28 protein-coding genes are annotated in these 26,351 nt (G+C 69.9%); 14 read left to right on the top strand and 14 right to left on the bottom strand.

Translation table 11 applies throughout. The features are described from left to right. The first annotated feature begins 53 nt into the window (after positions 1 to 53). The 5 genes from ACQUST_RS01810 (at position 54) to ACQUST_RS01790 (ending at position 5,347) form a co-directional block, all read left to right on the top strand. Positions 54 to 2,321 (top strand): methyl-accepting chemotaxis protein, encoded by a 2,268-nt coding sequence (locus ACQUST_RS01810; protein WP_435124239.1) that lies wholly within the window; start codon positions 54 to 56, stop codon positions 2,319 to 2,321. Continuing rightward, the gene (locus tag ACQUST_RS01805; protein ID WP_435124238.1) at positions 2,321 to 3,043 is read left to right on the top strand and encodes a bacteriorhodopsin; all 723 of its coding nucleotides are present in this window, start codon (positions 2,321 to 2,323) and stop codon (positions 3,041 to 3,043) included. The genes ACQUST_RS01810 and ACQUST_RS01805 overlap by 1 nt, the downstream gene beginning before the upstream one ends. A gap of 108 nt (positions 3,044 to 3,151) precedes the next feature. Continuing rightward, on the top strand, positions 3,152 to 4,225 hold the full coding sequence (locus ACQUST_RS01800) for a deoxyhypusine synthase (protein WP_435124236.1): 1,074 nt from the start codon (positions 3,152 to 3,154) through the stop codon (positions 4,223 to 4,225). A gap of 403 nt (positions 4,226 to 4,628) precedes the next feature. Beyond that, positions 4,629 to 4,880 (top strand): hypothetical protein, encoded by a 252-nt coding sequence (locus ACQUST_RS01795; protein ID WP_435124235.1) that lies wholly within the window; start codon positions 4,629 to 4,631, stop codon positions 4,878 to 4,880. Continuing rightward, positions 4,877 to 5,347 carry a nucleic acid-binding protein gene (locus ACQUST_RS01790; RefSeq protein ID WP_435124233.1) on the top strand — a complete coding sequence of 157 codons (471 nt, stop codon included), beginning with the start codon at positions 4,877 to 4,879 and terminating at the stop codon, positions 5,345 to 5,347. The genes ACQUST_RS01795 and ACQUST_RS01790 overlap by 4 nt, the downstream gene beginning before the upstream one ends. Positions 5,348 to 5,450: 103 nt before the next feature. On the opposite strand, the gene ACQUST_RS01785 is transcribed toward ACQUST_RS01790, so the two are convergent. Then, positions 5,451 to 7,601, bottom strand: a complete 2,151-nt coding sequence (locus ACQUST_RS01785; RefSeq protein ID WP_435124232.1) for a hypothetical protein — start codon at positions 7,599 to 7,601, stop codon at positions 5,451 to 5,453. Positions 7,602 to 7,895: 294 nt separating this feature from the next. Here ACQUST_RS01785 and ACQUST_RS01780 point away from each other — a divergent pair, with 294 nt between their 5' ends. Beyond that, complete coding sequence (locus ACQUST_RS01780; RefSeq protein ID WP_435124230.1) at positions 7,896 to 8,090, top strand: cold-shock protein; 195 nt, start codon at positions 7,896 to 7,898, stop codon at positions 8,088 to 8,090. A gap of 262 nt (positions 8,091 to 8,352) precedes the next feature. Here the strand turns inward: ACQUST_RS01780 and aceA are convergent, their stop codons facing one another. The 3 genes from aceA to ACQUST_RS01765 all read right to left on the bottom strand — a co-directional run bounded on the left by aceA (position 8,353) and on the right by ACQUST_RS01765 (position 10,006). Beyond that, positions 8,353 to 9,387 (bottom strand): isocitrate lyase, encoded by a 1,035-nt coding sequence (gene aceA / locus ACQUST_RS01775; protein ID WP_435124228.1) that lies wholly within the window; start codon positions 9,385 to 9,387, stop codon positions 8,353 to 8,355. Beyond that, a complete protein-coding gene (locus ACQUST_RS01770) occupies positions 9,387 to 9,560 on the bottom strand; it encodes a hypothetical protein (RefSeq protein ID WP_435124227.1) in 174 nt (57 codons plus the stop codon). Before ACQUST_RS01770 ends, aceA begins: the two co-directional genes overlap by 1 nt. Positions 9,561 to 9,880: 320 nt before the next feature. Then, positions 9,881 to 10,006, bottom strand: coding sequence for a hypothetical protein (locus ACQUST_RS01765; protein WP_435124225.1), 126 nt, complete (start codon positions 10,004 to 10,006; stop codon positions 9,881 to 9,883). A gap of 126 nt (positions 10,007 to 10,132) precedes the next feature. Here ACQUST_RS01765 and ACQUST_RS01760 point away from each other — a divergent pair, with 126 nt between their 5' ends. After that, the gene (locus ACQUST_RS01760; RefSeq protein WP_435124224.1) at positions 10,133 to 10,588 is read left to right on the top strand and encodes an AAA family ATPase; all 456 of its coding nucleotides are present in this window, start codon (positions 10,133 to 10,135) and stop codon (positions 10,586 to 10,588) included. A gap of 3 nt (positions 10,589 to 10,591) precedes the next feature. Here ACQUST_RS01760 and ACQUST_RS01755 read toward each other — a convergent pair whose 3' ends face one another. The 3 genes from ACQUST_RS01755 to secF all read right to left on the bottom strand — a co-directional run bounded on the left by ACQUST_RS01755 (position 10,592) and on the right by secF (position 14,187). Continuing rightward, a complete protein-coding gene (locus tag ACQUST_RS01755; RefSeq protein WP_435124222.1) occupies positions 10,592 to 11,596 on the bottom strand; it encodes a BtrH N-terminal domain-containing protein in 1,005 nt (334 codons plus the stop codon). A gap of 153 nt (positions 11,597 to 11,749) precedes the next feature. Continuing rightward, entirely contained in the window at positions 11,750 to 13,315 is a 1,566-nt protein-coding gene (locus ACQUST_RS01750; RefSeq protein WP_435124220.1) for a preprotein translocase subunit SecD, read from the bottom strand. Continuing rightward, positions 13,312 to 14,187, bottom strand: coding sequence for a protein translocase subunit SecF (gene secF, locus ACQUST_RS01745; protein ID WP_435124219.1), 876 nt, complete (start codon positions 14,185 to 14,187; stop codon positions 13,312 to 13,314). The genes ACQUST_RS01750 and secF overlap by 4 nt, the downstream gene beginning before the upstream one ends. 275 nt (positions 14,188 to 14,462) lie before the next feature. On the opposite strand from secF, the gene ACQUST_RS01740 reads away from it, so the two are divergent. The 4 genes from ACQUST_RS01740 to ACQUST_RS01725 all read left to right on the top strand — a co-directional run bounded on the left by ACQUST_RS01740 (position 14,463) and on the right by ACQUST_RS01725 (position 17,332). Beyond that, positions 14,463 to 15,080 (top strand): class I SAM-dependent methyltransferase, encoded by a 618-nt coding sequence (locus tag ACQUST_RS01740; protein WP_435124218.1) that lies wholly within the window; start codon positions 14,463 to 14,465, stop codon positions 15,078 to 15,080. Positions 15,081 to 15,163: 83 nt separating this feature from the next. Beyond that, positions 15,164 to 16,084, top strand: a complete 921-nt coding sequence (locus ACQUST_RS01735; RefSeq protein ID WP_435124216.1) for an ABC transporter ATP-binding protein — start codon at positions 15,164 to 15,166, stop codon at positions 16,082 to 16,084. Then, positions 16,077 to 16,874: an ABC transporter permease subunit gene (locus ACQUST_RS01730; protein ID WP_435124214.1), complete on the top strand. Its 798-nt coding sequence runs from the start codon at positions 16,077 to 16,079 to the stop codon at positions 16,872 to 16,874. The genes ACQUST_RS01735 and ACQUST_RS01730 overlap by 8 nt, the downstream gene beginning before the upstream one ends. A gap of 89 nt (positions 16,875 to 16,963) precedes the next feature. Further along, on the top strand, positions 16,964 to 17,332 hold the full coding sequence (locus tag ACQUST_RS01725) for a hypothetical protein (RefSeq protein WP_435124212.1): 369 nt from the start codon (positions 16,964 to 16,966) through the stop codon (positions 17,330 to 17,332). Between the two features lie 187 nt (positions 17,333 to 17,519). On the opposite strand, the gene ACQUST_RS01720 is transcribed toward ACQUST_RS01725, so the two are convergent. Then, a complete protein-coding gene (locus ACQUST_RS01720; RefSeq protein ID WP_435126076.1) occupies positions 17,520 to 18,044 on the bottom strand; it encodes a DUF5812 family protein in 525 nt (174 codons plus the stop codon). Between the two features lie 140 nt (positions 18,045 to 18,184). Next, on the bottom strand, positions 18,185 to 18,694 hold the full coding sequence (locus ACQUST_RS01715) for a hypothetical protein (protein ID WP_435124211.1): 510 nt from the start codon (positions 18,692 to 18,694) through the stop codon (positions 18,185 to 18,187). A 141-nt stretch (positions 18,695 to 18,835) separates the two neighbouring features. On the opposite strand from ACQUST_RS01715, the gene ACQUST_RS01710 reads away from it, so the two are divergent. Next, a complete protein-coding gene (locus tag ACQUST_RS01710) occupies positions 18,836 to 20,119 on the top strand; it encodes a glucose-6-phosphate isomerase (protein ID WP_435124209.1) in 1,284 nt (427 codons plus the stop codon). A 2-nt stretch (positions 20,120 to 20,121) separates the two neighbouring features. Beyond that, positions 20,122 to 20,865 (top strand): CPBP family intramembrane glutamic endopeptidase, encoded by a 744-nt coding sequence (locus ACQUST_RS01705; protein ID WP_435124207.1) that lies wholly within the window; start codon positions 20,122 to 20,124, stop codon positions 20,863 to 20,865. Positions 20,866 to 21,053: 188 nt separating this feature from the next. On the opposite strand, the gene ACQUST_RS01700 is transcribed toward ACQUST_RS01705, so the two are convergent. After that, positions 21,054 to 21,503: an NOB1 family endonuclease gene (locus ACQUST_RS01700; protein WP_435124206.1), complete on the bottom strand. Its 450-nt coding sequence runs from the start codon at positions 21,501 to 21,503 to the stop codon at positions 21,054 to 21,056. A gap of 6 nt (positions 21,504 to 21,509) precedes the next feature. Beyond that, the gene (locus ACQUST_RS01695; RefSeq protein ID WP_435124205.1) at positions 21,510 to 21,755 is read right to left on the bottom strand and encodes a PRC-barrel domain-containing protein; all 246 of its coding nucleotides are present in this window, start codon (positions 21,753 to 21,755) and stop codon (positions 21,510 to 21,512) included. 300 nt (positions 21,756 to 22,055) lie between these two features. Between ACQUST_RS01695 and infB the strand changes: the two genes are divergently transcribed. Next, positions 22,056 to 23,870, top strand: coding sequence for a translation initiation factor IF-2 (gene infB, locus ACQUST_RS01690; RefSeq protein WP_435124203.1), 1,815 nt, complete (start codon positions 22,056 to 22,058; stop codon positions 23,868 to 23,870). A gap of 98 nt (positions 23,871 to 23,968) precedes the next feature. Here the strand turns inward: infB and ACQUST_RS01685 are convergent, their stop codons facing one another. From ACQUST_RS01685 to pan2, 3 genes are all read right to left on the bottom strand, one after another. Continuing rightward, on the bottom strand, positions 23,969 to 24,349 hold the full coding sequence (locus ACQUST_RS01685) for a DUF5811 family protein (RefSeq protein ID WP_435124201.1): 381 nt from the start codon (positions 24,347 to 24,349) through the stop codon (positions 23,969 to 23,971). 72 nt (positions 24,350 to 24,421) lie between these two features. Further along, positions 24,422 to 24,904, bottom strand: coding sequence for a pyruvoyl-dependent arginine decarboxylase (locus ACQUST_RS01680; protein ID WP_435124200.1), 483 nt, complete (start codon positions 24,902 to 24,904; stop codon positions 24,422 to 24,424). Positions 24,905 to 25,064: 160 nt separating this feature from the next. Further along, positions 25,065 to 26,300 (bottom strand): proteasome-activating nucleotidase Pan2, encoded by a 1,236-nt coding sequence (gene pan2, locus ACQUST_RS01675; RefSeq protein ID WP_435124198.1) that lies wholly within the window; start codon positions 26,298 to 26,300, stop codon positions 25,065 to 25,067. Positions 26,301 to 26,351 lie beyond the last annotated feature (51 nt).

The raw sequence follows: 26,351 nt of genomic DNA, 5'->3' as shown, positions 1-26,351 counted from the left end.
CGTTGATACTTGGCGCCCCGGTTTCAAGGGGCAGGACCTGCTGTGGTTGTCCGATGAGTTTCACGAGTGCGTGGCGCGCACTCACACCTGACTGGCTGCAGCGACGATACGCGGCGAAGCTGACGGTCGCCCTGCTGGTGGTCGTCTCGCTCACCGTCGCGTTCGGCGTCGTGGTCCACGTCCAGACCGACCAGCAGCTCCAGTCGGACGTCAACGCCGAATTGGCGTCGACGGCGCAGGTGCGTGCCGACACCCTCGACACCTGGCTCGCGGGCGTACAGAAACAGACCGTGCTGACCTCGCGGCACCCGGCCGTCACGTCCGGCGACCCGGGCCGCGTCAAGCAGCATCTGAAGCGGCTTCAAGAGACCGGGGTGTTGCCGTCCGGCGTCGCCGCCGTCCACTACTACGACACCGGCGACAAGCGCATCGTGGCGTCGACCGCGGCGGAGATGGTCGGCGTCAGCCCCGCCGAGCAGGGCGCGCCGTTCGCCGAGTCGCCGCCGTCGTTCTCCGGCCCCGACGACACGTACGTCACGCAGCCGTTCGAGGTGCCGGTCGTCGACCACCCGGTGGTCGCCGTCATCTCGCCGGTGCCCGGCGTCGACGACCGCGCGCTCATCTACATGGTGAACGTCGAGGCGAAGGCGGCGGCGGTCACCGGCGGGTCCGCCAGCGAGACGATGGTCGTCGACGGCGACGGCGAGTTCGTCGCGCACCCGAACCCGTCGAAGATCACGTCGCCGTTCGCGGCCGCCGACGCCGTGCTCGGCGACGACGGCGTCGTGCAGCGGGACGGGCAGGTGCTCGCGTCGGCGTCGCTCTCGCAGACCGACTGGACGGTCGTGACGCGGACGCCGGCGGCGTCGGCGTACGCGCTCGGCGACGCTGTGACGTCGAGCATCCTCGGGCTGATTCTGCTCACCGTCATCGGGCTGGCAGTCGTCGGCGTCACCGTCGGGTCGAACACCGCGATATCGCTGCGCCGGCTCGCGGAGCGCGCAGACGAGATGGCGGCCGGGGACCTGGACGTGGAGATGGAGACGCGGCGCGCCGACGAGTTCGGCACCGTCGTCGACTCCTTCGACACGATGCGGGGGTCGCTCCGGTCGACGCTCGCCGACGCGGAGGCGGCGCGGTCGGACGCCGAAGCCGCCCGGTCCGAGGCGCAGGCGACCGCCGACCGGCTGGAGGCGACCGCAGCGGAGTACGAGGACGTGATGCGGGCGGTCGCCGACGGCGACCTGACGCGCCGGGTCGACCCGGACGCCGACAGCGACGCGATGCGGGCCATCGGCGAGGCGTTCAACGGCATGGTCACCGAAATCGAGGGGACGCTCGCGGACGTCAAGCAGTTCTCCGCGCACGTCGTCGACGCCGCCGAAACCGCAGACGAGAACACGATGGAGGCCCGGGAGGCCAGCAGCGCCGTCGCCGACTCCGTCGCCGAAATCTCGACGGGCGCCGACGAGCAGGCCGACCACCTCCACGACGTCGAAGGCGAGATGTCTCAGCTCGCCGCGTCCGCCGAGGAGGTCGCCGCGACCGTCGAGTCCGTCGCGGACACCGCGAGCAGCGCGGCCGCCGCCGGCGCGGACGGACAGGACACCGCCGAGGAGGCGCTCACCGAGATGGACGCCGTCCGCGACCGCACCGACGAGACGATGCGGGAACTGGAGTCGCTCGACGACGAGGTCGCCGAGATCGGCGAAATCGCGGAGGTCATCACCGACATCGCGGAGCAGACGAACCTGCTCGCGCTGAACGCCTCCATCGAGGCGGCGCGGACGGGCGCCGACGGCGACGGCTTCGCGGTCGTCGCCGACGAGGTGAAAGCGCTCGCCGAGGAGACGAAAGAGTCCGCCGAGGAGGTCGAAAACCGAATCGAGCGGATTCAGGCCCGGACGGAGGAGACCGTCGGCGGGATGCGCGAGACCGGCGAGCGCGTCCGCGCCGGCGTCGAGACGGTCGAAGGCGCCATCGAGTCGCTCTCCACCGTCGCCGGCCACGTCGAAGGCATCGACGCCGACCTCGCCGAAATCGAGCGGGCGACCGAAGAGCAGGCGCGCGCCGTCGACTCCGTCGTCGAGATGGCGGAGGACGTCTCCGCAATCGGCGACCAGACCACGGCGGAAGCCGCGCGCGCAGCCGAGAAGACCGACGAACAGACCGACGCGCTCGCCGACGTCGACGCCGCGGCCACCGACCTGGCGACGCGAGCCAGGCGGCTCCGCGGCCTCCTCGGCGAGTTCGACGTCGACGCCGCCGCGAGCGTCGACGCGCACGCGACCGCCGCGGCCCGAACGGAGGCTGACGACTGATGTTCGAACTCACGATACAGACCTGGCTCACCGTCGGTTTCGCCGGGATGGCGCTCGGAACGCTGCCGCCGCTGTGGCAGTCCCGCGCCGACCCGGAGCACCGCACCCACTACGCGATTCTCACCGCGATCACGGCCGTCGCCGCCGTCGCCTACCTCGGCATGCGGTTCGGCGTCGGCACCGTCACCGTCAGCGGCCGGCCGCTGTACCTGCTGCGGTACGCCGACTGGTTCGTGACGACGCTGCTACTGATGGGCTACCTGTGGCTGCTCACGAACGCCGGCCGCGCCGCGCTCGCCCGGCTGTTGGTGTTCGACGCGCTCGTCATCGGCTTCGGCGTCGCCGCCGTGCTGCTTCCGACGCCGATTCGGTTCGCGGCGTTCGCCGCCGGCGGCGTCGCGTTCCTCGCGCTCGTACGCGAACTCGTGGTCCGGCTCCCGGCGCTCGCGTCGTTCCGGCCGGCGCGTCGCCGCGCGACGTTCGAGAAGCTCCGGAACGTCACGGTCGTGCTGTGGACGCTCTACCCGGTCGTCTGGCTGCTCGGGCCGGCCGGCCTCGGGCTGTTGCAGCCGGCGACGGAGGTGCTGGTGTTCGTCTACCTCGACGTCGTCGCGAAGGGCGGCTTCGTCGTCATGGCGGTCAACGGCCTCGCCGGCCTCACCGACGGCGGTGACGATCGCGAGAGCGCGACCGACGACGCCGAGCCGGTGACCGCCGACTGACCGCCGACTGACCGCTGAACCGAGTGCCGGCGGGCCACTGCTGACGCGACGGGCGCGTCCGGCCGGAAAACCACGCGGTTCAAACGCTTCGCGGCCGCACCGTCGACCATGCGCGACGAGGACGCCGCCGGCGGAGACGACGGCGGACACGGCGACGAGACCGACCACGAGGGCCACCGCGAGCCGAGCCGCGAGGCGTTCAGCCACGACCCGCTCGGGCACGCCGACGTCACCGGCGGCATGACCGTCGCAGAGCTCGTCGACCAGTACGGCCACGCCGGCATCGGCGCCGAGTCGGTGCACGAGGCCGCGGACGTGCTCGCGGAGATGCTCAGCGACGACGACTGCACCGTGTTCCTGTCGCTCGCCGGCGCGATGGTGCCGACCGGGATGCGCCGCATCGTCGCCGACCTCATCCGCGACGGCCACGTCGACGCGCTCGTCACCACCGGCGCGAACCTCACCCACGACGCCATCGAAGCCATCGGCGGGAAACACCACCACGGCGAGACGCATCAGGCCGGGAAGTCGATGCGCGAACACGACGAACAGCTCCGCGACGAGGAGGTCGACCGCATCTACAACGTCTACCTGCCGCAGGAGCACTTCGCTCAGTTCGAGTCGCACCTCCGCGAAGAGGTGTTCCCGCCGCTCGTCGACCGCGACGGCGCCGTCAGCATCGCCGAGCTCTGCGCCGAACTCGGCCGCGCTAACGCAGACGTCAACGACCGCGACGACGTCGCGGAAGGCCCCGGCGTGGCCGCCGCCGCCTACGAGCACGACGTCCCGGTGTACTGCCCCGCCGTCCAGGACTCCGTGCTCGGCCTGCAGGCGTGGATGTACAGCCAGACCGCCGACCTGACGCTCGACGCGCTCGCCGACATGACGCCGCTCACCGACCAGGCGTTCGACGCCGACGACGCCGGCTGCCTGCTCGTCGGCGGCGGCGTCCCGAAGAACTTCACGCTGCAGACGATGCTGGTGACGCCGCGCGCGTACAACTACGCCGTCCAGATTACGATGGACCCCGAAGCGACCGGCGGGCTGTCCGGCGCCACGCTGGAAGAGGCGCGCTCGTGGGGGAAACTGGAGAAAGACGCCCGCAACGCCTCCGTCTACGGCGACGCCACGGTGTACCTTCCGCTGCTCGTCGCGGCCGCACGCGAACGAATCGACGGGTAGCCGACTGGTCGCCGACTACTCCTCAGAACCGCCCTGTACGTGTCGTCGAAGCTCCGATTCGGACTCGAACGCCCTGCCACAGTCGTGACAGAACAGTCGGTTGGACCCGGTGAGACTCATTGGGTACCGCTTCCATACGACACCCTCCGTTTCAAGCCTGCGGCTCGCGGTACTTTTTACCGAGCCGCGAGTACGTCCACGTGGCCGATGACGAGGCAACCGGGCCGAGCCGGGGTGGCACCCGCGCGACGACGAGCCCTATGAGTGCCGAGGCCGCTATTTTTGACGTTAGAGGTCGTATCTGAGGGAATTTGAGTATGGCCACGGTAGACATAGGCCCCGGGCAGGTTCCCATCGAGCGAGCGGACACGGATTTATGAACGTTGCCGAGTAATCACACTATATGGCTGCCGAAATTTCCAACCGGGTTCGAGAAATCGCGGAAGCTCGCGGCCTTCCGGAGTCGGAGGTGTTCGAACGAGCACTCGAACGCGGTCTTGAAGACCTGTGGGAGGACCTCGTACTCGCACAGTACCTCGAATGCGAACTCGACCGCGAGGAAGCCATCGAGCGCGTCGGTCGGACGAAAGTCGAACGAGCGGACCGAGAGCGTGAGGTCGTGGAGGAAGACGTGGACTGGGGTCTGAACGCGTGACGCTTGCGGCTGTCTCGGACGCGGGACCGCTCATTCACCTCGCCGAAATCGATTCACTTGAACTGTTCTCGACGTTTGACACACTACTTGTTCCAGAGACGGTTTACGAGGAAGTCGAGGCCGGCGGTGTTCCGGACAGTTTGCCCGACCTCTCGTACGAACTCGTCGAAGCCGATGAAAGCCGAGTCGGGGCCGAAGAACTGGACGCTGGAGAACGCGCCGCGATTGCGGTCGCTGAAGAGCGAGGAATCGTTCTTCTAACCGACGACCTCGCCGCTCGGCGGACAGCGTCCGACGCGGGCGTCGAAGTGCACGGCTCTATCGGCGTCATCGCGCTCGGTTACGACCGCGGATTGCTGGATGGAGACGAGGCGGCGTCACTCATGCGAGCACTCCAGCGTGAGACGAGTGTCTTCGTGACCGAAGCGGTCGTGGAGCGCGGTATCCGGATGTTGGACGAGCAGTAACGGAACGAGCGGGCGCTATAGACGCGCTAAACACATTCACTATGGATAGATTGTGATCGGGAGTGCCGAGGCCCACTCCCGATTCTCCGCGCCAGCCACGTACTCACTCGGATTCCGCGCCGCCGGCCGATTCGCCGGTCTCTTCGGTCAGCCCGCGCCGAATCCCGCGGACGAGTACCTCCAGGTCCTCGGGGTCGGCGTCGAGGTCGACGCCGAGCGAGAGCGCGTGACCGTCCGCATCACCGTTCGGCGCGGCGCCGTCCGCCTCGGACTGTGCGGCGGTGCCGTCGACGGCTTCGACGGCCTGCTGTGCGACCGTCGCGGCCTCTTCGGCGTCCTCGGCGGCGTCCATCGCATCCTGAGCGGCGGCCTCGATTTCGGCGACGAGCGACGCGACGTCGGACGCCGAAACCTCGCCGGCGTCGCCGACGTCGATGGCGGCATCCGTGTCGAGTCGTTCTTCGGCTCCGTCCCGCTGCTCGTCCGCTTCGCCGGCTTCTGTACCCTGCTCGTCCGCCTCTTCGGTCGCCGACTCCTCCGTCGGTTCCGCCGCGCCTTCCTCCGCGCGCTCTGCAGCCGCGTCGCCTGACTCCTCATCCGTCTCCGCCTCCTCGGCGGCCCCGTGCTCCTCGGCCGTCTCCGACCCGTCGCCCGATTCGGCCGCAACTTCCTCGTCGGGTGATTCGGTACCGGATTCGCCGCCCGACTCGTCGGAGACGGAGACCGTGATTCCGGGGCCGGCGTCGATTTCGATGGTGACCGCGTCGCCGGCTTCCGACACCCGGACGTCGTCGTCGCCGTCGACCCCGTCGGTGCCGCCGTCCGTCCGGAGGTCGTCGGCGTCGATGTCAGTGACGGCGTCCGGGATGCCGTGGAGCGTGACGTCGTCGCGCGACCGGAGGTCCGCGAGGTCGACGTCGCCGTCGACGGTGATTTCGATGCCGCCGTCCGCGGCGCCGATGCTGACGCCGGTGCCGTCACCGAGCTCGAATTCGACCGCCGGCTGCGACCCGTCGGCGGCCTCTCGCTCTGATTCGTCGCCGCCGGCTGTTTCCGCGTCGGCGTCGGCGTCGCCGTCGATGACGCCGACCTGCTCGACGCCGTCGCGTCGGCCCGCCGGCTCCGGCTCTCCGGGTTCGGTCGCCTCGACGACAGACTCGGTTTCGCCGGTCTCCACGGACGCCGGCTCGGGCGCTTCGGCCGGTTCGACCGCTTCGGGGGATTCGGCGCGTTCCGACTCGGCCGCCGGCCTGGAGTCCGCCTCAGTCGGCGGCACACCGCTCGGTTCGACGGCTTCGCCGCCGGGGACCGCTCCGCGCTCCGGCGGCGACTCCGGCGTCGGTTCTGACTCCGATTCCGGCCGCTCCTCGGCTTCTGCCGCCGGCTCTCCCGCCGTTGCGCCGAGTTCCCGGGCCTGCTCGGTGACCGCGTCGAGTTCGTCGGCGGCCGCCTCGACCGCGTCTTCGAGCGCCTCCACCCGGTCTGCGACTTCGTCGGCCGACTCGGCCGTCTCGTCCACCGTCGACTCCGCCGTGTCGGCCCGGTCAGCGACCGCGTCGAGGCGGTCGTGGACGCGTTCGGCGGCTGCCTCGATTTCGTCCGCGGACGCCGCGGCCGACGCTTCTGCGTCCGCCGCGCGTTCCGCGGCTCGCTCCGCTTCGGCGGCGACCCGTTCGAGCGCTGCCGTCGCCGTCGACTCGGCGGTCGTCGCGGGCCGGCCCGCCGTACTCCCCTGTTCGTCGGCGCCGGCTCGGTCGGCCTCCGGGAGCCGGTAGCGGCCGTCGTCGTCGCGTGCGAGCAGGTCGGCCCACTCGAACAGGTCCAGCAGCGTCGTGAGGCCGTTGCGGACGCGCTCGTCGGCGGCGTCCTGTCCCGTGACGGCCGCGAGGAGGGGGACGAGCGCCTCCTGGTCGGTCGGGTTGTCGCGGACGACGCCCCGGAGCTCCTCGGTGACCGGCCAGTCTGCGAGCAGGTCGCGGGCGCGGCCCTTCGCGCGCTCGTCGTCGCCGACGGCCAGCGCGCCGGCGAGCGCCTGGCCGCGGTCGGTCAGCCGGTGTTTCTGCCCCTCTTCGGCGAGCACCCCGAGTTCTTCGAGGAACCGGCTCTGCCGGCCGACCGCGTCCGAGATGCCCGTGGCCTCCTCCACGTCCGCGGTGTGTTTCGGCTCGGCCGCCGCGCCGACGGCGTCCCAGCCGGCGATGACGTCCGTGAGCGTGTCGAAACTCACCCCCTTCGGAATGTGGTGCGTCGCCATCGTCGGCTGTCCGCGCGGCTCCCGCAAAAATCGAGCGGCCGCCCGAACGCCGCCGCGCTCGCGGCCGTCGTCCCGCGCTCGGGGACGGGCGGCCGGACGCGAGTCGGAAACCGCGGGTTCGTCGGAAGCCTCGGGCGATTGTTCCGAGAACGGCACCGTGTCCCGCTGAACGGCCACGTCCGCGGACAAATGTATCCGAAGTCAGTTTGTCGCTAGTCGTTCTTCCAGTAATTTTTCGTCTGAGAAAACATAGTCGGAACCCTTATCCGTGTACCCGGCGTTCGTTTGGTTGCAATGGCAAACGGTAAGGTTGATTTCTTCAACGACACAGGCGGCTACGGTTTCATCGAGACGGACGACGCTGACGACGACGTATTCTTCCACATGGAGGACGTTGGTGGCGAGGACCTGACGGAGGGGACCGAGATCGAATTCGACATCGAACAGGCCCCGAAGGGCCCGCGCGCGACGAACGTCGTCCGCGCATAACGAGGGTTCCGCTCCGCCGAGAGGCGACATAGCGTAACTCGATTTTCTGAACACTACGCCCGGCAGTGACGTCGCTCTGGGGCGCCGGACGCTCGCTATCGCATCGAAGTCGAAGCATCCGTCAGCGACGCGGCTCGCGACGCACGGACGTCGAGAGAAAGCGGCGCCGGCGGCGGGTCAGCGCGCCGGCGCGTCGGCAGCCACGGTCAGCATGGAGCACCTGCGACGCCGGTGGCGGAGCCGGCGGTCGCGTCGCGGGTCGTCAGTCGTCGTCGGTGCTGATGGGGTCGGATTCCTCCTCCGAGAAGCCCTCGGACTCCTCCATGCGCTTTTTCGCCTCCGGGTCGAACTCGGCTTCGATGTCCTGGTAGCGCGAGACGAACGAGAGTTCGTGGTGGCTCTCGGTCTCGTGGCCGATGTAGCGCTGCTCCAGGTCGAACTGGCCCTGCTCGTCCTCTTCGGCGAGCGTCTTGAAGTCCTCGTAGACGCTGTGGGCGCCCGAGTGCAGCCCGAACAGCGTGATGAAGATGTACTTGTAGCCGAGGTCGCCGAGCTCCTGGAACGTGAGCGGGTCGTCCTCGGCGCTCCACTCGAACGACGACGAGTAGTTGAACGCGAGGTCGAGGTCCGGGTGGGTTTCGTGGATGGTTTCGGCGTACTCGACGGCGTCTTCGCGGCTCGGGTCCGGCATCTCCGGCCAGACCATGTCGACGCCGGCGTCGGCGTAGATGCGGCCGCGTTCGAGGTGTTCCTCCCAGTCGCCGTTCGCGGAGCCGTACGCGTCCGTCCGGGCGATGATGACGGTGTCCTCGGACTGCTTCGCGTCGACGGCGGCCTCGAACCGGGCCCGGGCGTCCTCCTGGGAGACGATCTGCTTGCCGGCGATGTGGCCGCAGCGCTTCGGCGTCGTCTGGTCTTCGATGTGGATGGCGGCGACGCCGGCCTTCTCGTACTCGCGGACGGCGCGGCGGACGTTGTGGATGCCGCCGTAGCCGGTGTCGCAGTCGGCGATGACCGGAATGTTGGTGGCTTCGACCATCCGCTTGGCGTTCTCGACCATCTCGGTCATCGTCACCATCTCGAGGTCCGGGAAGCCGAACTGGCCGAGGACCGTCGAGTAGCCGCTCATGTAGGCGGCGTCGTGGCCGGTCATCTCGGCGAGCCGCGCGTCGAGCGCGTGGTACATGCCGGGCGCGAACACGAAGTCCTGCGAGTCGAACATCTCGCGGAGTTCGCGGGCTTTCGGGTTGTCGATGTCGCGGGTGAAGACGTCGTCGTCGAGTTCAGTCGGGTTCATCAGATATCCTCCGTGTCGGGCTGCATCGCTCGTTCGATGCTGTCGAGTCGGCTACGAATCGCTGCGAGTTCGAATCGGAGTTCGTCGGTGTCGGGTCGCTCGCGCCGACGCAGGTCGGGGACGAGGGGCGCTTCGGTTCGCAGTTCTTCGGTTCGTGGGTCGGTCTTTGTCATCGGGGTGGTGTTCATGTCGGCGGCTGGGGTGGTCTGGTGGTCGATTCACGGGTCGGTCGGCCGGATGCGTGGGTGCGTACAGCCATCGTGTTGACCTCATCTGCCGCGTCCTCCCGCCAACAGAAAAACATTATGAACGATAATGATAATATACATTCATCCACTATTTCGTCCTTAGCGTGTTTAATTGGGACGTCAACTCATACCACGAACCGCGGCGGCTGGCGAACCCACGGCTACGGACAAATCGCTCGGGAATCCGTTCCGAGAACGCAAAAACAGCGGTCTGCCGCGGTACGGAGTGACCGTCCGGCGGCCGGCTACTCGCCGAACTCCGAAATCTCGACGTCGTGGCCGCACTGCGGACAGTCGACGTACGCCCCCGTCGGTTTGTCGCCGGTGTACTCCCACTTCTCGCCGCAGTTGTCACAGAACAGTGCGACCATGCGGCGCGGTTCGGCCGCGGCGAAGGTCAACGTTCGGGCCGATTCGGGGCGCGTTCGACGGGACCGCGAGTCCGCGCCGGACCCGCGGCGGCAACCGCTTTCCGTTCAGCGGCCGACGCCACGGCCGTGTTCGTGCTGCTCTGCGGACTTCCGGCGTCGGGGAAGACGACGCTCGCGACGGGGCTGCAGCGCCGACTGGCCGACGCGGGCTACACGTTCGAACTGCTGCACTCGGACGACTACCGGCGCCGCACGTACGAGCGCATGTACGAGCGGGTCGCCGGCAGCGACGCCGACTGGATTCTCGACGGCACCTTCCACAGGCGGGAGTGGCGCGTCCGGTTCCAGACGCTCCGGAACGTCTACGTCGTCTGGGTGGACGCCGCCGTGGAGACGTGCGTCGCCCGGAACCGCGCCCGCGACGAGCCGATCTCGGAGCGCGGCGTGTACGCCGTCGACGCGGCGTTCGAACCGCCGCGGGCCGACCTGACGCTCGACACCGACGAACTCACCGTCGAAGCAGCGCTCGACCGCCTCGAAGCCGCCGCCGTCGACTGGCTCGACGCCGAACGCGGCGACTAACCGCTACAGTTCCTCGCGGACGTGCTCGAAGAACGCCTCCTCCTGGTCGGCGATGTCCGCGAGCGTCGCCGCGGCCCGGTCGAGCGCGGCGACGCGGGCGTCCGTCTCGTACGCCTCCGCGGCGTCCGCGAGGTGGTCTGCGAACGCCTCCCACTCGTCGGCGACGTCGTCCATCTTCCCCGACTGTCCGCCGCCGACGCCGGCCTCCGACGCCAGCACCGTCAGCGACTCGGCGTACAGCCGGCGGTACGCGGCGCCGCGGCCGTGCTCGGTGACGGCGCGCCGGAGCAGCCTGATCGCCGACTCGTCGCCCGGGTCCGTCCAGCCGTCGAGGTCGGCTGCGAGCGACCGGAGCGCGTCGGGGCCGTGGTCGCCGTAATCGTCGGAGCCGCCGAGCGTCCGGTCGTACGTCGCGGTGTCGAGGACGTAGCCGGTGGTCTCGCGGAGCGCCCGGTTCGCCGCCGTTTCGAGGTCCGCGTCGGCGCCGAACTCCGCGACGACGTACCGGTTCGCGGTCGACACCGGGGCGTCGACGGACCACGCCGCCTCCAGCGTCTCGCGGTCGAGTTCGACCGGTTCGTCCCGGGTCGGGTCCGACACGAGCATGCTGTCGTCGCCGACGCCGATGGCGACGACGGTGTGCGCCGGCACCGACTGCGTCCGCGGCACGTGCCGCAGCTCGGCCGGGTCGAGCGTCAACAGCGGCGGCTCCTCGGCGTCGACGCGCCCCGCGACGTTCTCCCACGCCGTCCCGAAGTCGAACCCGTCGCGGACGCGGTACGTCACGTCGATGGACTCGAAGAACTGCTCGTCGAGCCACGGCACCCGCCCGAGGAAGCCGGGTCGGTCGCCCTCGGGCCGGTCGACCGCGACGGACGCGACACCGCCGCCAAGCCCGAACGCCGTCGCCTCGTCCAGTTCCCAGTCGTAGTACTCCGCGAGGTTTCGGAGCGACCCCGACCCGGCGTCGCGACCGGTCCGGTGGTCGAACTCGGCTAACTGATTCATTGCGCTGTACGGACCGTCCAGCGGGCGCTGTTTGGAGATTGTGGCCAATCTCGTCGAGCCACCGAGAATCGGTCCGTCGCGGCGCGGAAAACGCAGCGAGCCGAATCGGACTCGGCCGGGTCGGGCCGGGGGAGGCCGGACCGGGCGGAGCCGTCAGCGGTCGGTGAGGAGCGCGCGCAGGATGTCGCCGTAGGCGGGCCGGGTGATGAGGACGCCGACCAGCACGCCGAGGATGGTGAAGATGGCGAACCCCTGCAGGTCGCCGAGCGACAGCACGGCGAGCGGCGACATCGCGACGATGGTGGTCGCGGCGGCGGCGCCGATGACCCAGAACGCCTTCCGGAAGCGCGACTGGAAGACGCGGCGACTGTTCACGTCGCCCTCGCTCATCACCTCGTCGGCGATGATGACGAGGTCGTCGACACCGGTCCCGATGACGGCGATGAACCCGGCGATGACCGACAGGTCCAGCGGGTACTTGATGAGCGCCGCGATGCCGAGCAGCACGTACACCTCCGCCATCGCGGTGACGATCATCGGCAGCGCGACCTCGGCCTCGCCGTACCGGAAGAACACGACGGCGCTCACGGTGAGCACCGCGACGAGCCCGATGAGCAGCGAGTCGGTCTTGAACCGCTCACCCTGCGCGGGCGAGATGTACGACGACGTCCCTTCGCCGCCTTCACCGACGTCGAGCGGCGCGGGGAGCGCGCCGGCGCGGAGGTCGACGGCGACCTGCTGCGCCTCGGAGAGGTTCTGCGTCGACAGCCGGAACGCCGGGTCCTTCGCCCACTCGCCCTGCCGCATCGACTGGGCGAGACTCGGCGTCATCCCGAACGAGGAGACGACGCGGCCGTCGCGGATGACCAGGATGCACGGCTCCGTGCTGTTACTCGGGAAGGTACACTGCGACCCGCCCTGCTGTGCGACGCCGGTTTCGACGAACAGGCGCTGGACCCGTTCTGCCTCGGAGTCCTCGACGGCCACCGGGACGTACGCGCCGGGGCCGGACTGCGCCTCCTTCGCGGACCCGATGCGTTTGAAGTCGCCCTGCGTGAGGACGGTGGTGTTGACGTACGACCCGTTCACCTGGTGGTAGGCCGTGATACGGACCGTCCCGCGGCGGTTCACCAGGTCGATGACGCTCTGGCGGTCCTGGCCCGGCACCTCGACGATGATGAAGTGCTCGCCGCCCGCCGTCGTCGACACGCGGACCGTGCCGCCGGACAGCCCCGCCTCGTTGATCTTCGATTCGAGGACGCGGACGATTTCCTGCCGCGTCGCCTCGGTCACGCCGTCGCGGATGGTCGCGTACTCGTAGCCGGCCTCCTGGAGGGCGGTTCCGAGTTCGGTCTGCGTGACGTTCTCGGTGACGACCTCCACGGTGCCCTGCGTCTGGGTGGTGCGGCGCGCGATGACGTCGGTCGCGTCGACGCCCTCGATGTTCGCCGCCACCGCGGCTTCGACTTCGCTCACCGGGGTCTGGCCGAACTGGACCTCCTCGGCGGTGATGCCGACCGGGGGCGCGCGGACGCGCGCACCGCCGGAGAGCTGGAGGCCGTACTTCAGGTTCGTCGGCCGGTCGGCGGCCTGCCCTTCACCGCCGACGGGGGCCTGCGGCGCGAACCCGGGCGCGAACAGGAACACCGTGGAGCCGAGCAGCACGAGGATGAGCAGCCCGACCCGCCAGTTGTCCTTGACGGAGTCGACGACGCTCATCGCGCCACCCCCTCGAACTTGTACCAGCGAAGCAGACTGAGGTTCAGCATATACGTGTTCATCAGGTCGGCGGCCAGCCCGAACACCAGGATGATGCCGATGCTGGAGAGCAGTCCGATGCCGAGCAGCGTCGCGGCGACCGCCATCACGGCCATCGCGGCGAGCGACGTCAGCGTCATCGTCACACCCGTCCGCATCGCGCGGTGGGTGGACTCGTAGAAGTCACCCGAGCGCCGGAGGACGTGGTTGTTCAGGAGGATGTCGGAGTCGACGGAGTACCCGATGAGCATCAGGAGCGCCGCGACCGTCCCGAGCGTGAGTTCGATGCCGAGGAGGTTCATCAGCGCCACCGGGATGACGATGTCGGAGAACGCCGAGACGACGACGGCGATGGACGGGACGAACGACCGGAACATCCCGAACACCAGCACCGACATGCCGAGGAACGCGACGACGACCCCGCCGAGCGCGAGCCACTGCGTCTGCTGGCCGAAGCCAGCGGAGACGTTCTCGGTCGACTGGACGGTGAAGCCGGCCTGCTGGGCCTGCTGTTCGAGCTGCGTCGCGGAGACGTCGCTCTTCTCGAACGTCACGATGTAGATGTCGCTTCCCTGCACCGACTGGATGGTGTCGGGCGTCGCCGAGAACGCCGCCCGTATCTGTTCTTGGGCCTGCCCGCTCGGCGCGTCGACCGCGACGCGGAGCTGCGTGCCGCCGGTGAAGTCGATCCCGGGGTCCACCGGCGCGCCCGTCGCGACGAACATCCCGCCGATGACGACGAGGGCGACGGCGAGCACCGCGAGCGGGACGGCGGCGAGCTGCCGGTTCGTGTACCGGGTGTAATCGACCTCCGGTACCTCGAATCGAGCCATGCAGGCGACTCCCCCCGCGCGCCGAATAAGCCTTCTTCTTCGCCGATGCGCCCGTCTGACGCGGCCACGGACGGACCGGAACCGTATCGGCGCGGAGCGGCTGTCCCTCGTCGTGGACCCGAATCAGTCGTCCGGCAGCGCTGCTGGTGTGCCACAGTGAGAGTCAAAGCTCGCTCCCCAACACGATAAATCGAATATAGCGATATCAAACCAGCTCGGCAGTGCGCAGCCAGGGTTTCGCGGAGCCTATACTTCCGGGGCCGCACGGTTGGGGTATGGACCCGGAGACCAACCACCGCGGCTGGGCGGAACGCTCGGGCGACTACTCCCCGGCGTACTACGCCGAGCGCGGCCCGAACGAGGTGAGCGACGTGCTCGCGGACGTCTTCGACCTGTACGTCGACGAGGACGCCGCGGTCCTCGAAGTCGGCTGTAGCTCCGGCCGCCACCTCGCGCACCTCCGCGAGCGCGGCTACGAGAACCTCACCGGCGTCGACCTCAACGACGAGTCGTTCGACGTGATGGCGGAGTACTTCCCGCGGCTCGCCGAAACCGGGACGTTCCACGTCGGCGCGCTCGAAGACCTGGTCCCGGAGTTCGACGACGACGCGTTCGACGTGGTGTTCTCCGTCGAGACGCTCCAGCACGTCCACCCCGACGACGAGTGGGTGTTCGACGAGCTGGCGCGCGTCGCGTCGAACCTGCTCGTCACCGCCGAGAACGAGGGGAACAGCCCGGAGCGCGGCCGAGAGGGCGCGGAGGTGAGCTACGTGCAAGACGAGTTCCCGCTGTACCACCGGAACTGGAAGCGCGTGTTCTCCGACCGCGGGCTGGCGCAGCTGCTCGAAGAACCGGGCGACCGGGACACGGTCCGGGTGTTCCGGGTGCTCTGAGTCTGGCTCGACGGGTCTGCGGCGCGGGCGGCCGCATCGGCGTCGCCAGAACAGCTATCCCCGCGGGCTGACGTGGCTCCGACATGGCAGCCATCGAAGTGTCCGACCTCACCAAGCGGTACGGCGAGGTCGTCGGCGTCGACTCGCTGTCGTTCACGGTCGAGGAGGGCGAAATCCTCGGCTTTCTCGGGCCGAACGGCGCCGGGAAGACGACGGCGATTCGGACGCTGCTCGGGATTCAGACGCCGACGTCGGGGACCGCGACCGTCCTCGGCGCGGACGTCCGGGCGGAGCGCGACCTGCTGGAGGCGAAGCGGCGACTCGGCTACGTCCCGGCGAGCCCGACGTTCGACGCGGGGTCGACCGGCGCGGAGATTCTCGACCTGCACGGCGACGTCAAAGGCGACAGCCGACGCGCCGAACTGCTCGACCGGTTCGACGTGCCGCTCGACCGGCCGGTCCGGGACTACTCGACCGGGAACGTCCAGAAGCTCGCCGTCGTGCAGGCGTTCATGCACGACCCGGCGCTCGTCATCATGGACGAGCCGACGTCCGGGCTCGACCCGCTCGTCCAGCGGGAGTTCAACGACTTCGTGCAGGCCGAGCGGAGCCGCGGCGTCACCGTGTTCTTCTCGTCGCACGTGCTGAGCGAGGTGCGGCGGCTCTGCGACCGCGTCGCCGTGCTCCGCGACGGCGAACTCGTCGCGACCGAGTCCGTCTCGGAGCTGCTGACCCGGAGCGGGAAGGTCGTCAGGCTCCGCGTCGTCGGCGAGCCGCCGGCGTCGACGTTCGACTTCGACGGCGTCCACGACCTCGACCGGCGCGTCGTCCGCGGCGCCGGCACAGACGCCGACCAGGTGGAGACCGACGTGTCGTTCACGTTCACCGGCGACGTCAACGACCTCACGGCCGCCGTCGCCGACCTGGAGCTCCGCGAGTTCGACGTGGAGGAGGCGCCGCTCGACGAGGTGTTCATGCGGTTTTACGGGGGCGACGATGCTTGAAATCGCCGCGTACGAGGCGCGAAAGCGGCTGCGGGGCGCCGCCGCGATGGCGGCGCTGCTCGGCGTCGCCGCCGCGTTCTTCGTGTCGGTGTACCCGTCGTTCGCGGTGAGCCTGACGCCCGAGCAGCTCGACCAGCTCCTGTCGGCGTACCCGGACGCGCTGATGGAGGCGTTCAACGTTCGGTCGCTCACCACCATCGAGGGGTTCCTCGCGACGGAGCTGTACACGGCCGGCTGGATGCTGCTCGTCGGTATCTACGTGGCGTACGCGGCGGCGGGCGTCGTCGCCGACGACGTCGACCGCGGCCACATCGACCTGCTGCTGTCGCTGCCGGTGTCGCGTGCGCGGCTCGTCGCCGAGAAGTTCGCGGCGCTTCTCGTGCCCATCGTCGCCATCAACGTCACGACGCCGGTCGTCGTGGTCGTCGCCTCGTCGGCCGTCGGCTACCCGGTCGACGTCGTCGCGGTCGCGATGATGCACCTGCTGTCGATTCCGTACCTGCTGTGCTGTGCCGCCATCGGGCTGACGCTGTCGGTGAGCGTCGACCGCGCGTCGACCGCCCAGCGCGGCGCGCTCGGCGTCGTGTTCGGGCTGTACCTGCTCGAAACCGTGGTGTCCGGCGCCGACTACGCGTGGGTCGGGAACGTCGCGCCGATGCGGTACCTCGACCCGAACGCGATCCTGCTCGACCACACCTACGACCTCGTCGGCGCCGGCGTCCTGCTCGGCGCCGCGGTCGTCCTCGTCGCAGCCAGCCAGCTCTGGTTCTCGCGGCGGGACCTGAGCTGAGCCGGGCGGCGACCGCCGATTCGGCGCCGCGCAGGCTCGCCGGTCCGCCCGGACGCAGCCTTTAGGGCGACTCGGGCGAGTGGTCCGGCGTGCGCCCTCCAGACCGGACTATCGTGCTGCAGGACGTCGCGGTCGCCGCGACGAACATCGCCGTCGGCTTCGTGCTGATGACGACCACCGGGGTCGCGACGGAGCTGTGGTGGGTCGGCGTCGCCGCGGCCGCCGTGTTCGCGGCGCTGACGATGGCGTCCGACCGGAGCCGCAAAGGGGTGTGGCTGCTCGGGGCGTCGGGCGCCGCGCTCATCGTCGCCATCGCCGCGGGCCTCTTCACGGACACGGTGCCGTTTTCGGTGCTGCCGATACTGCTGGTCGGCCTCGGCGTCGGCTTCCTCTGCGTCCGCGTCGCGTTCGGCGTCCTCCGGCCGATTCCGGAGGTCCGGCGGCGACGCGCCGAGTAGCGAAACGGCCGAATCGAGCGCCGACGAACCGGTTTTTCTCTGTGGCTCCGCGTTCCGCGAAGCGGCTGTGACGACTGACTTCCGAGGATTCGATATCGCGACAGGCAGTTTATGTTCAGTGGTGGCGAAGGAATCCCTCGGCTGCGGAGTCGTCGAGAGAACCGCAGACAGCGCCGAAATCCGGAAGTCAGGGGAGGTATCGGACGACGACGACGCCGGGTGCGGTCCGGACTTCGACGCGGTTGACGCCGAGTCGGGCCGCGCGGCTGAGCGTCGTGTCGCGGTCGTCGAGGACATCCGCGGCGGCGTCGGCGGTGTCGGCTTCGGGGACCGTGATGACGTGGAGTTCGCCGTCGCCGGCGCGTTCGGTGCGGGTGAGTTCGCCGACGTCCTGGTCGGCGGCGATGTCGAGGGCGTTCTGGGTCGGCGACTGGTCGCTGTCGACGAGTTCGATGCTGCGGCGCGACTCCACCTCGACGAGCTGCCAGGAGACGTTCATCGGCGGGTCGGGCGCGACGACGCCCTCGATGGCTTCGCCGGCGTCGACGCCGGGGTTCGACGACAGCGTGTGGACCTGTCCGGAGGTGACGTCGCGGAGCACCGCGGAGTCCTCGTCGGCGTGGGTGACGAGGAACGTCCCTTCCTTCTCGCCGCTCGGGTCGGCGGGCTCCGCGTCGGACGCCGATTCGAGCGCGTCGGTGAGCGCGTCCATGTCGATGTCTCGGTCTGTCATTGCCCGGTGTACGCGGCGGAGGCATTTCCCGGTTTCGCGGCGCGTCGACCGTGGATGGTCGGTCGGCGGCAGGCCGCTCGCGGAGGGTCGGCGGCGTGGCCAGTGGTCGCAGCCCGGGGTCAGCGGCGGAGGCGGTGTGCGGCCCAGATGAGCGCCGACCCGGTGACGGGGAACGCGAGCGCGGCTATCGACGGCAGGTCGTACAGCGCGGCGACGACGGGGCCGGTGGCGGGCGATCGGAGCGACGGCGGCGCCGCGGTGACCGCGCCGAGGTACAGCGACGCGAGGAACAGGTAGCCGGCCGCGGCGAGCGCGGCGTCGTAGCCGTCCCGGCGGCTGATTCCGCGGCGGTGCGACCGGGCGACGAGCAGCACCGGCGTCACCGTCGGGCCGACGGCGGCGAGGCCGACGAGGAAGAAGAACGCGCGGGCGACCGAGAAGCGGGCGCCGGCGGTCGCGCCGAACAGCGTGACGAGCGCCAGCGCGAACAGCACCGTCAACAGCAGCGCCGCGACGCCGCCGACGACCGCGTACGACCGGAACAGCAGCGAGTCGCTGCGCCGGAAGGCGTACGGGAACGCCCCGAACAGCCCCCGGTAGCTCCCCCCGGCGTCGTCGCCGTCTGTCATGACCGACGGTTCAGTCCGGTTCGGCATAAGCCCCGCGTCACGCGCGCCACGACCGCGGCGTGCTGGCTCGGCGAGCCGTCTCGGCGTCCCGACTCGGCGGCGGACGGCAGAGTTTTCGGGGCGGCGCCCCCCGTCTCGGCTATGCGAGCGGACATCGGGAACGCGCTGGACGGGGCGCTCGGCCTCGACCGCGCGGCCCTCGACGACCTCGACGACCGCGTCGCCGACGCGCACGACCGCATCGAGCGCGGCCGCCGCGACGCGGAGCACGGCTACGCCGCCCTGAATCTGCCGTCGACGTGCGACCCGGCGCCGATTCGCCGCGTCGCCGCCGGCTTCGACCCGGAGTCGGTGCTGACGGTCGGCATCGGCGGGAGCGCGCTCGGCGCCGCCACCATCACCGACGCGCTCGACTCGCCGGTCGACGCGTACGCGCTCGACAACGTCGACCCGGCGTGGGTGACGGCGCTGCTCGACGACCTCGACCTCGCCGAGACGGTCGTAAACGTCGTCTCGCGCTCCGGGACGACCGCGGAGACGCTCGCGAACTTCCTCGTCGTCCGCGACGCGATGGACGCCGCCGGCGTCGACTGGACCGAGCGGACCGTCGTGACGACCGGCCCCGACGGGAACCTCCGCGAGCTCGCCGACCGCCACGACCTGCCGACGCTCGCCGTCCCAGACGGCGTCCCCGGGCGGTTCTCGGCGCTGTCGCCCGTCGGGCTGTTCGCCGCCGCGGTGTGCGGCCACGACCTCGACGCGCTGCTCGCCGGCGCCGCCGACGAGGCCGCGAAGCTGTCCGGGAGCCTCACCGAGTCGCCGGGGTACGCCTACGGCGCCGTGTCGTACGCGCTCGCCGAACGCGGCGCCGCGACGAACGCCGTGATGCCGTACGCCGAGTCGCTCGAACGGTTCGCGGAGTGGTTCGCGCAGCTGTGGGCCGAGTCGCTCGGGAAAGACGGCCGCGGGCAGACGCCGGCGCGGGCGCTCGGCGTCACCGACCAGCACAGCCAGCTCCAGCTGTACCGCGCCGGCCCGGCCGACAAGCTCGTCACGCTGATTCGGCCGACGGAGACCGCGGACCGCGAGATTCCGGCGACCGACCTCGAGGGCCTGGACTACCTCGGCGGGTCGTCGCTCGGCGACCTGCTGGACGCGGAGTTCCGCGCGACGGAGGCGAGCCTCGCCGCCGCTGGCCGCGAGAACGTCCGGCTGGAAATCGACCGTGTGGACGAGCGCGGCGTCGGCGAACTGCTGTACGCGACCGAGGCGGCCTGCGTCCTGTACGGCGAACTCGCGGACGTGGAGACGTTCACCCAGCCCGCAGTCGAGTGGGGGAAGCGCGCCGCGCGCGGGCTGCTCGGCGGCGGCGAGTTCGCGGAGGCCGACGCGGTCGCCGACAAGCGGCGGCTGGACGTGGAGTGACGATGACGGACGACAGCGACGCGGCGGACGCCGGCGGCGTCGAACCGGGAGCCGTCGCGATTCGGCTCGGCCAGGCGGTGCTCGCGGTGTTCGCGGCGTTCGTCGCCGCGGCGGCGCTCGTTCCGATTGCCGCCGACGTCGGGCGGTTTCTCGGCGCGACGCAGGGGTCGCCGGCGCTCGCGGTCGCGGAGACCATCGGGCAGACCGTCGGCTTCGCCGCCGCCGCGGTGCTGTTTCTCGTCTACGCCGGCGACCGCGAACTGCTGCGGATTCGGTGGCCGACGCGGCGCGAATCTGGGTTCGTCGTCGGCGGCGCCGTCGTGCTGCTCGTCGCCCAGTACGCGTTGCTGCTCGCGCTCAGCGCCGTCGGCGTCGACGTCGCGCAGAACCGCGCGCTGTCGCCCGGCGCCGACGCCCCGGTGTACTTCCTCTACATGGTCGTCGTGTCGGTGCTGTTCGTCGGCCCGGCGGAGGAACTGCTGTTCCGCGGCGTCGCGCAGGGCGAACTCCGGCGGGCGCTCCCCGCGCCGGCCGCCGTCGCCGTCGCCGGCTTCCTCTTCGGCAGCATCCACTTCTTCGCGGGCACCGGAACCGCGACCCAGCAGGCCGCGTACGTCCTCGTCGCCACGCTGCTCGGCTGCGTCCTCGGCTCCCTCTACGAGGACACCGGGAACCTCGTCGTCCCGGCGCTGGCACACGGCGCGTACAACGGCGTCCTGTTCCTGATTCAGTACCTCGCAGCGTAGGACGGAATCTGTGCGAAGCACTCGACTTCTCGGTTTCTTCGTTCAGGGGAGAAAACCGCGGTACTGCGAGAGGAATCGGAGAATATTCGGCAGCGTCGACGCGGAGCGGAATCCGGCCGGAGCAGCCGCTCCGAGTGTGGACGTTGTCGGCGCCGAATTAGGGTGAGTACTGGGTCGTCGGGTCGTGTTCAGGCGACGGTTTCGCGCTGCAGGTCGCTGCCGCAGACCGGGCAGCGGTCGCGTTCCTCGTCGAACTCGCGGCCGCAGCCGACACAGGAGAACGTGGCGTTGCCGTCGTCGACCGCGCCCGCGCCGATGAGTCGGACGTCGACGCCGAGCCGTTCGGCGACGGTCCGGAGTTCCCGGTCGGCCGTGACGAGCGTCCCGTCGAGTTCGAACGCGGCCGCGACGAGTCGGACGTCGGTGTCCGAGAGGTCGGCGTCCGCCTCGGCGGCGGCGCGGGACACCTTCTCGACAGTCGGGTCGTCCGGGACGTGAATGTGCATCCCGGAGCCCTCCATGGCGTCGAAGCGGAACGCCGGCTCGCCGTCCAGTTCCTCCTGGACGAGCGGGATGGACGCGGTGTCGGCGTCGGTGTGGTACTCCTCGGTGAACGCGGACGTGTCGAGAACCTGCATCTGCCCTTACGTCCGTACGACGATGTAGTCTTTCACGGCCTGCACGCGGCCGACCGGGACGTGGATGCGACCGGACTCGTCGCGGTCGAACGGAATCTGCGCCGGCGAGAGGTTCTCGTTCGGCGTGACCAGCAGGTCCGACAGCGACCCCGTCTTCAGGTCCATCGTGATGTTGTACAGCATGCCGAGCTCCGTGCCGTCAGAGCCCATCACGGCCTTCCCGGAGAGGTTTTCGGCGAGGATGTCTGCCATACCTCGGTACTCTCGGGCTATCGGCATAAACGCCACGCCGTCGTCTGACGGTGAGCCGACGGCGACGCGCCGCGTACAGCCGCCACGACGCCGAACCGCCGCTCCCGAGAGACGAAGACCGGACTCCGACTACGTACTCGGATTGAGCTGAAAACACGAATCTTGTGAAAACCCGCAGACTCCGCTGTGTTTCGGAGAATACGCCCCGGTCGTGGTGGCCGTGCTCGGGCGAGTCGAAGCCCTTACTTCGCGTCCGCGCCGACTACTCCGTAACCAACCGTTCTTCGGGGGTCAGCTGCCATGTCAGATACGAACGCAGACACCGACGCGACTACCGACGCCGACTCCCTCCGCACGCCGATCGTGGCGGTGCTGGGGCACGTCGACCACGGGAAGACGACGCTGCTCGACCGCATCCGCGGCTCCGCCGTCCAGGAGGGCGAAGCGGGCGCTATCACGCAGCACATCGGCGCGACGGCCGTACCGCTCGACACGATTTCGGAGATGGCGGGCGCGCTCGTCGACCCGACCGACTTCGACCTGCCCGGGCTGCTGTTCATCGACACGCCCGGCCACCACTCCTTTTCGACGCTCCGCTCGCGCGGCGGCGCGCTCGCCGACATCGCGGTGCTGGTCGTCGACGTCAACGACGGCTTCCAGCCGCAGACCGAGGAGGCCATCGCCATCCTGAAACGCACCGGGACGCCGTTCGTCGTCGCCGCCAACAAGGTGGACACGACGCCCGGCTGGAACCCCCAGCGCGGCGCCCCGATTCAGCAGAGCCTCGAAGCGCAGTCCGAGCGCGCCGAGTCGGCGCTGAACGAGAACCTCTACGAGCTCATCGGCGACCTCTCGGACGCCGGCTTCTCCGCGGACTTCTACTGGCGCGTCCAGGACTTCCGGAACAACATCGGCGTCGTGCCGCTGTCGGCGATGACCAGCGAAGGCATCCCGGACCTGCTGACGGTGCTGATGGGGCTCTCCCAGCGGTACATGAAAGACGAGATGGAGATCGACGTCGCCGGCCCCGGGAAAGGGACGGTGCTCGAAGTGAAAGAGGAGCGCGGCTTCGGGTCGACGCTCGACGTCGTGCTGTACGACGGCGTCGTCCGCACCGGCGACACCATCGTCGTCGGCGGCCAGAACGAGCCCATCGTCACGGAGGTCCGGGCGCTGTTACAGCCGCGGCCGAACGCCGAAATCCGGACCGAAAAGCAGTTCGAGACCGTCGACGAGGTGGCGGCGGCGGCCGGCGTGAAAATCGCGGCGCCCGACCTCGACGACGCGATGGCGGGCGCGCCGGTCCGGGTCGTCCGCGGCGACGACGTCGACGCCGTCATCGAGGAGGTGCGCGAAGAGCTCGCACAGATCGAAGTGGAGACCGCCGAGGACGGCGTCGTCGTGAAAGCCGACACGCTCGGCAGCCTCGAAGCGATGGCGAACGCGCTCGACGAAGCCGAAATCCCGATTCTGCGCGCCGAAGTCGGCGACGTGGCGCCGCGGGACGTCGCGGTCGCCGAAACCGCGAACGAGGAGACGAACCGGGTCATCCTCGGATTCAACGTCGACGTGCTGTCGAACGCCGCCGACGAACTGGAGGAGAGCGAAGTCAAACTGTTCAGCGACGACGTCATCTACCAGCTCGTCGAGGAGTACGAGCGGTACGTCGACGAACTGGAGCGCGCCCAGCAGGAGACGGTGCTCGACAAGATCCACCGGCCCGCGAAGGTCCGCATCCTCCCGGACCACACGTTCCGGCAGAACGACCCGGCGGTCGTCGGCGTCGAGGTGCTGTCGGGCGTCCTCCAGAACAACCGGAACCTCGCGACGTTCGACGGCGCCGAACCGGACCGCGTCGGGACGCTGTCGGGCATCCAGAAGCAGGGCGACGACGTCGACGAGGCGCGCGCCGGCGAACGCGTCTCCATCGCCATCGACGGCCCGACGGTCGGCCGGCAGATCGAGGAGGGCGACGAACTGTGGGTCGACCTCCCGGAGAAACACGCCAAGATCCTGGAGCAGGAACTCTCCGGCGAAATCTCAGCGACCGAAGTGGAGGCGCTGAACGCCTACCTCGACAAGCGCCGGAAGCAGAACCCGTTCTGGGGGAAGTAGCGCGGGGAGGGCAGCGAGGACGACGGTGAGGAGGAACGGCGGCGGACCGCGAATTTTCCGGGTCGATTCGGTGGCGAGCGGCGGCCGTGACGAACGGGTTACCGCGCGGTCGGTTCGAGGTCGTCGCCGACGGCCTCCATCACCTGTGCGGCGGCGCTGGCGGCGAGTCCCTGCGCGACCTCGGTGCGGTCGTCGTCGTCGAGGCCGGCTTCGAGGTCGTCGAGTTCCGGCGAGAAGCCGGCGCTGACGGGGTGGCCGACCGGGGGGCGGACGGCGACGGTGGCCTGCGGGCCGTTCGCGCCGTACGAGAGCTCCGAGCCGACGGCGTAGCCCTCGGGGAGGTACGACTCGGTCCGGGTGACGATGCCGGCGACCGCCCGGCGGAGCGACTCCTTCTGCTCCGTCGAGAGGTCGACGTCCTCGGGCCGACCGGCTTCGACGACGCCGGGCGCCCCCGCGTACGGGTTGTTGCCGTTCATTAGGATACGATGCGGATAGGCGGTTCCGGGGGATAAAAGCGTCGGCGCCCCGGATTCGTGCCGCGACCGGCCTCAGGCGACCGGTTCGCTCTCGCCGTAGGCGGCGACGACGACGGCGGCCGTGTAGGCGTCCTCGTCGGTCGGCGCGGTCGCCACCACGGAGTCCTCGGCGTCGAGCGTCCAGCCGCGGAGCTCCGCCCCGGCGGCGAGCCCCTCTAGCACCGTCTCCCGGACGGCGTCAGGGTCCGTGCCGTCGGCCTCGTAGAACAGCCCCGGGCCGGGGCCGGTCGCCCACGCCAGCGCGGCGCTCACGCGGTCCGTCTCGTGGGCGTCCGACGGCGTCGCGTCCGCGCGCCCCTGCACGACCGTCAGCCGGTTCCCGGCGGGGCCGAGGTCCGGCGCCTCGTCGACGACGCGGACGTCGGCGTCCGCCGGGACGATGGAGGAGACGGAGACGAGGTTGTAGTTGTGGAGGTTCGCGTCCGCGAGCGCGGCGTCGTAGGCGGCCATCGCGGTCGGGGCGTGGCCGGTGCCGCTGGCGACGTGAATCTGCATACGTCGACTGCGGCGGCCCGGAAAGAAGTGGGTGTCGACACTCCGGCCGGACGCGGAGCCGACGTGCGGGGTCAGTCAGTGAGGAGTGCGGGGGAGTCGACGTGGACTGCGAGCGGCGAAGAACGGAGTCGTCGCGGCGGTGACGGCCGCGGCCGCCGGCTCAGTACTGGTAGGCGCCGAAGGCGTTGTCGTCGGTGACGGCGCCTTCGTCGTCGGTTTCGACCTTCTCGCGGGCCTGGTCGAAGTCCTCGCGGCGGACCTCGGTGCGGTCGTCGCGGATGGCGAACATGCCGGCTTCGGTGGTGAGCGCGGCGATGTCGGCGCCGCTGTACCCGTCGAGTTCGGCGGCGAGGTCGGCGAAGTCGACGTCGTCGGCGACCGTCATGTCCTCGGTGTGGATGGCGAGGATGCGTTCGCGGCCCTCGGCGCCGGGCTTCGGCACCTCGATGAGCCGGTCGAACCGGCCGGGGCGCAAGATGGCTTCGTCGAGCATGTCGAACCGGTTCGTCGCGGCCATGATGCGGACCTCGCCGCGGTCGTCGAAGCCGTCCATCTCCGAGAGCAGCTGCATCATCGTGCGCTGCACCTCGGCGTCGCCAGACGTCTTCGAGTCCGTGCGCTTGGAGGCGACGGCGTCGATCTCGTCGATGAAGATGACCGCGGGCTCGCGTTCGTTCGCGAGCTCGAACAGGTCGCGGACGAGCCGGGCGCCCTCGCCGATGAACTTCCGGACGAGTTCGGAGCCGGCCATCTTGATGAACGTCGCGTCCGTCTCGTTCGCGACGGCCTTCGCCAGCATCGTCTTCCCGGTGCCCGGCGGCCCGTGCAGCAGCACGCCGCTCGGCGGCTCGATGCCGATTTCGCGGAACTGCTCGGCGTTCACGAGCGGGTCCTCGACGGCCTCGCGGACCTCCCGGACCTGGTCTTCGATGCCGCCGATGTCGTCGTAGGTGACCTCCGGGGAGGCGTCGACCTCCATCGCCTGCGCCCGGGCGTCGGTCTCGTCGTCCAGCACGGTCTGGACGCTGAACGAGTCGTTGATGGCGACGCGGTCGCCCGCTTCGAGTTCGTCGGCGAGCCGCGGCGACAGCTCCGTCAGCACCTCCTGGTTGTTGCCGTGCTGCTTGATGACCGCGCCGTCGTCGGTGAGTTCCTCGACGGTCGCGATGTACAGCGACGACGTCTTCAGCGCCTCGTTGCGCTCCTTCAGGTCCTCGACCTCCTCGCGGAGGTCTTCCCGCTGCGTCTCGGCCTCGTCGAGCCGGCCGTCCAGCTCCTCGTTCACCTGGACGATGCGCTCGAAGTGCTGCCGAAGCGCCTCCAGCCGCTCCGCCTTGCTCATGTCCGGGTCGAGTTCGAGGCGGGGGCGGTCGGGGAGGGACGGACTCCGTGACATTTCTCGATTTCGCTAGGGGGCCGCCGTTAATGTGGCTTTGGGTCTCCCGGG

Source organism: Halobaculum sp. D14 (genome assembly GCF_051195135.1).
GTDB lineage: Archaea > Halobacteriota > Halobacteria > Halobacteriales > Haloferacaceae > JBNTKA01.
Note: the sequence above shows the minus strand (reverse complement) of the source record. Positions and strands in the feature narration are given on the sequence as shown.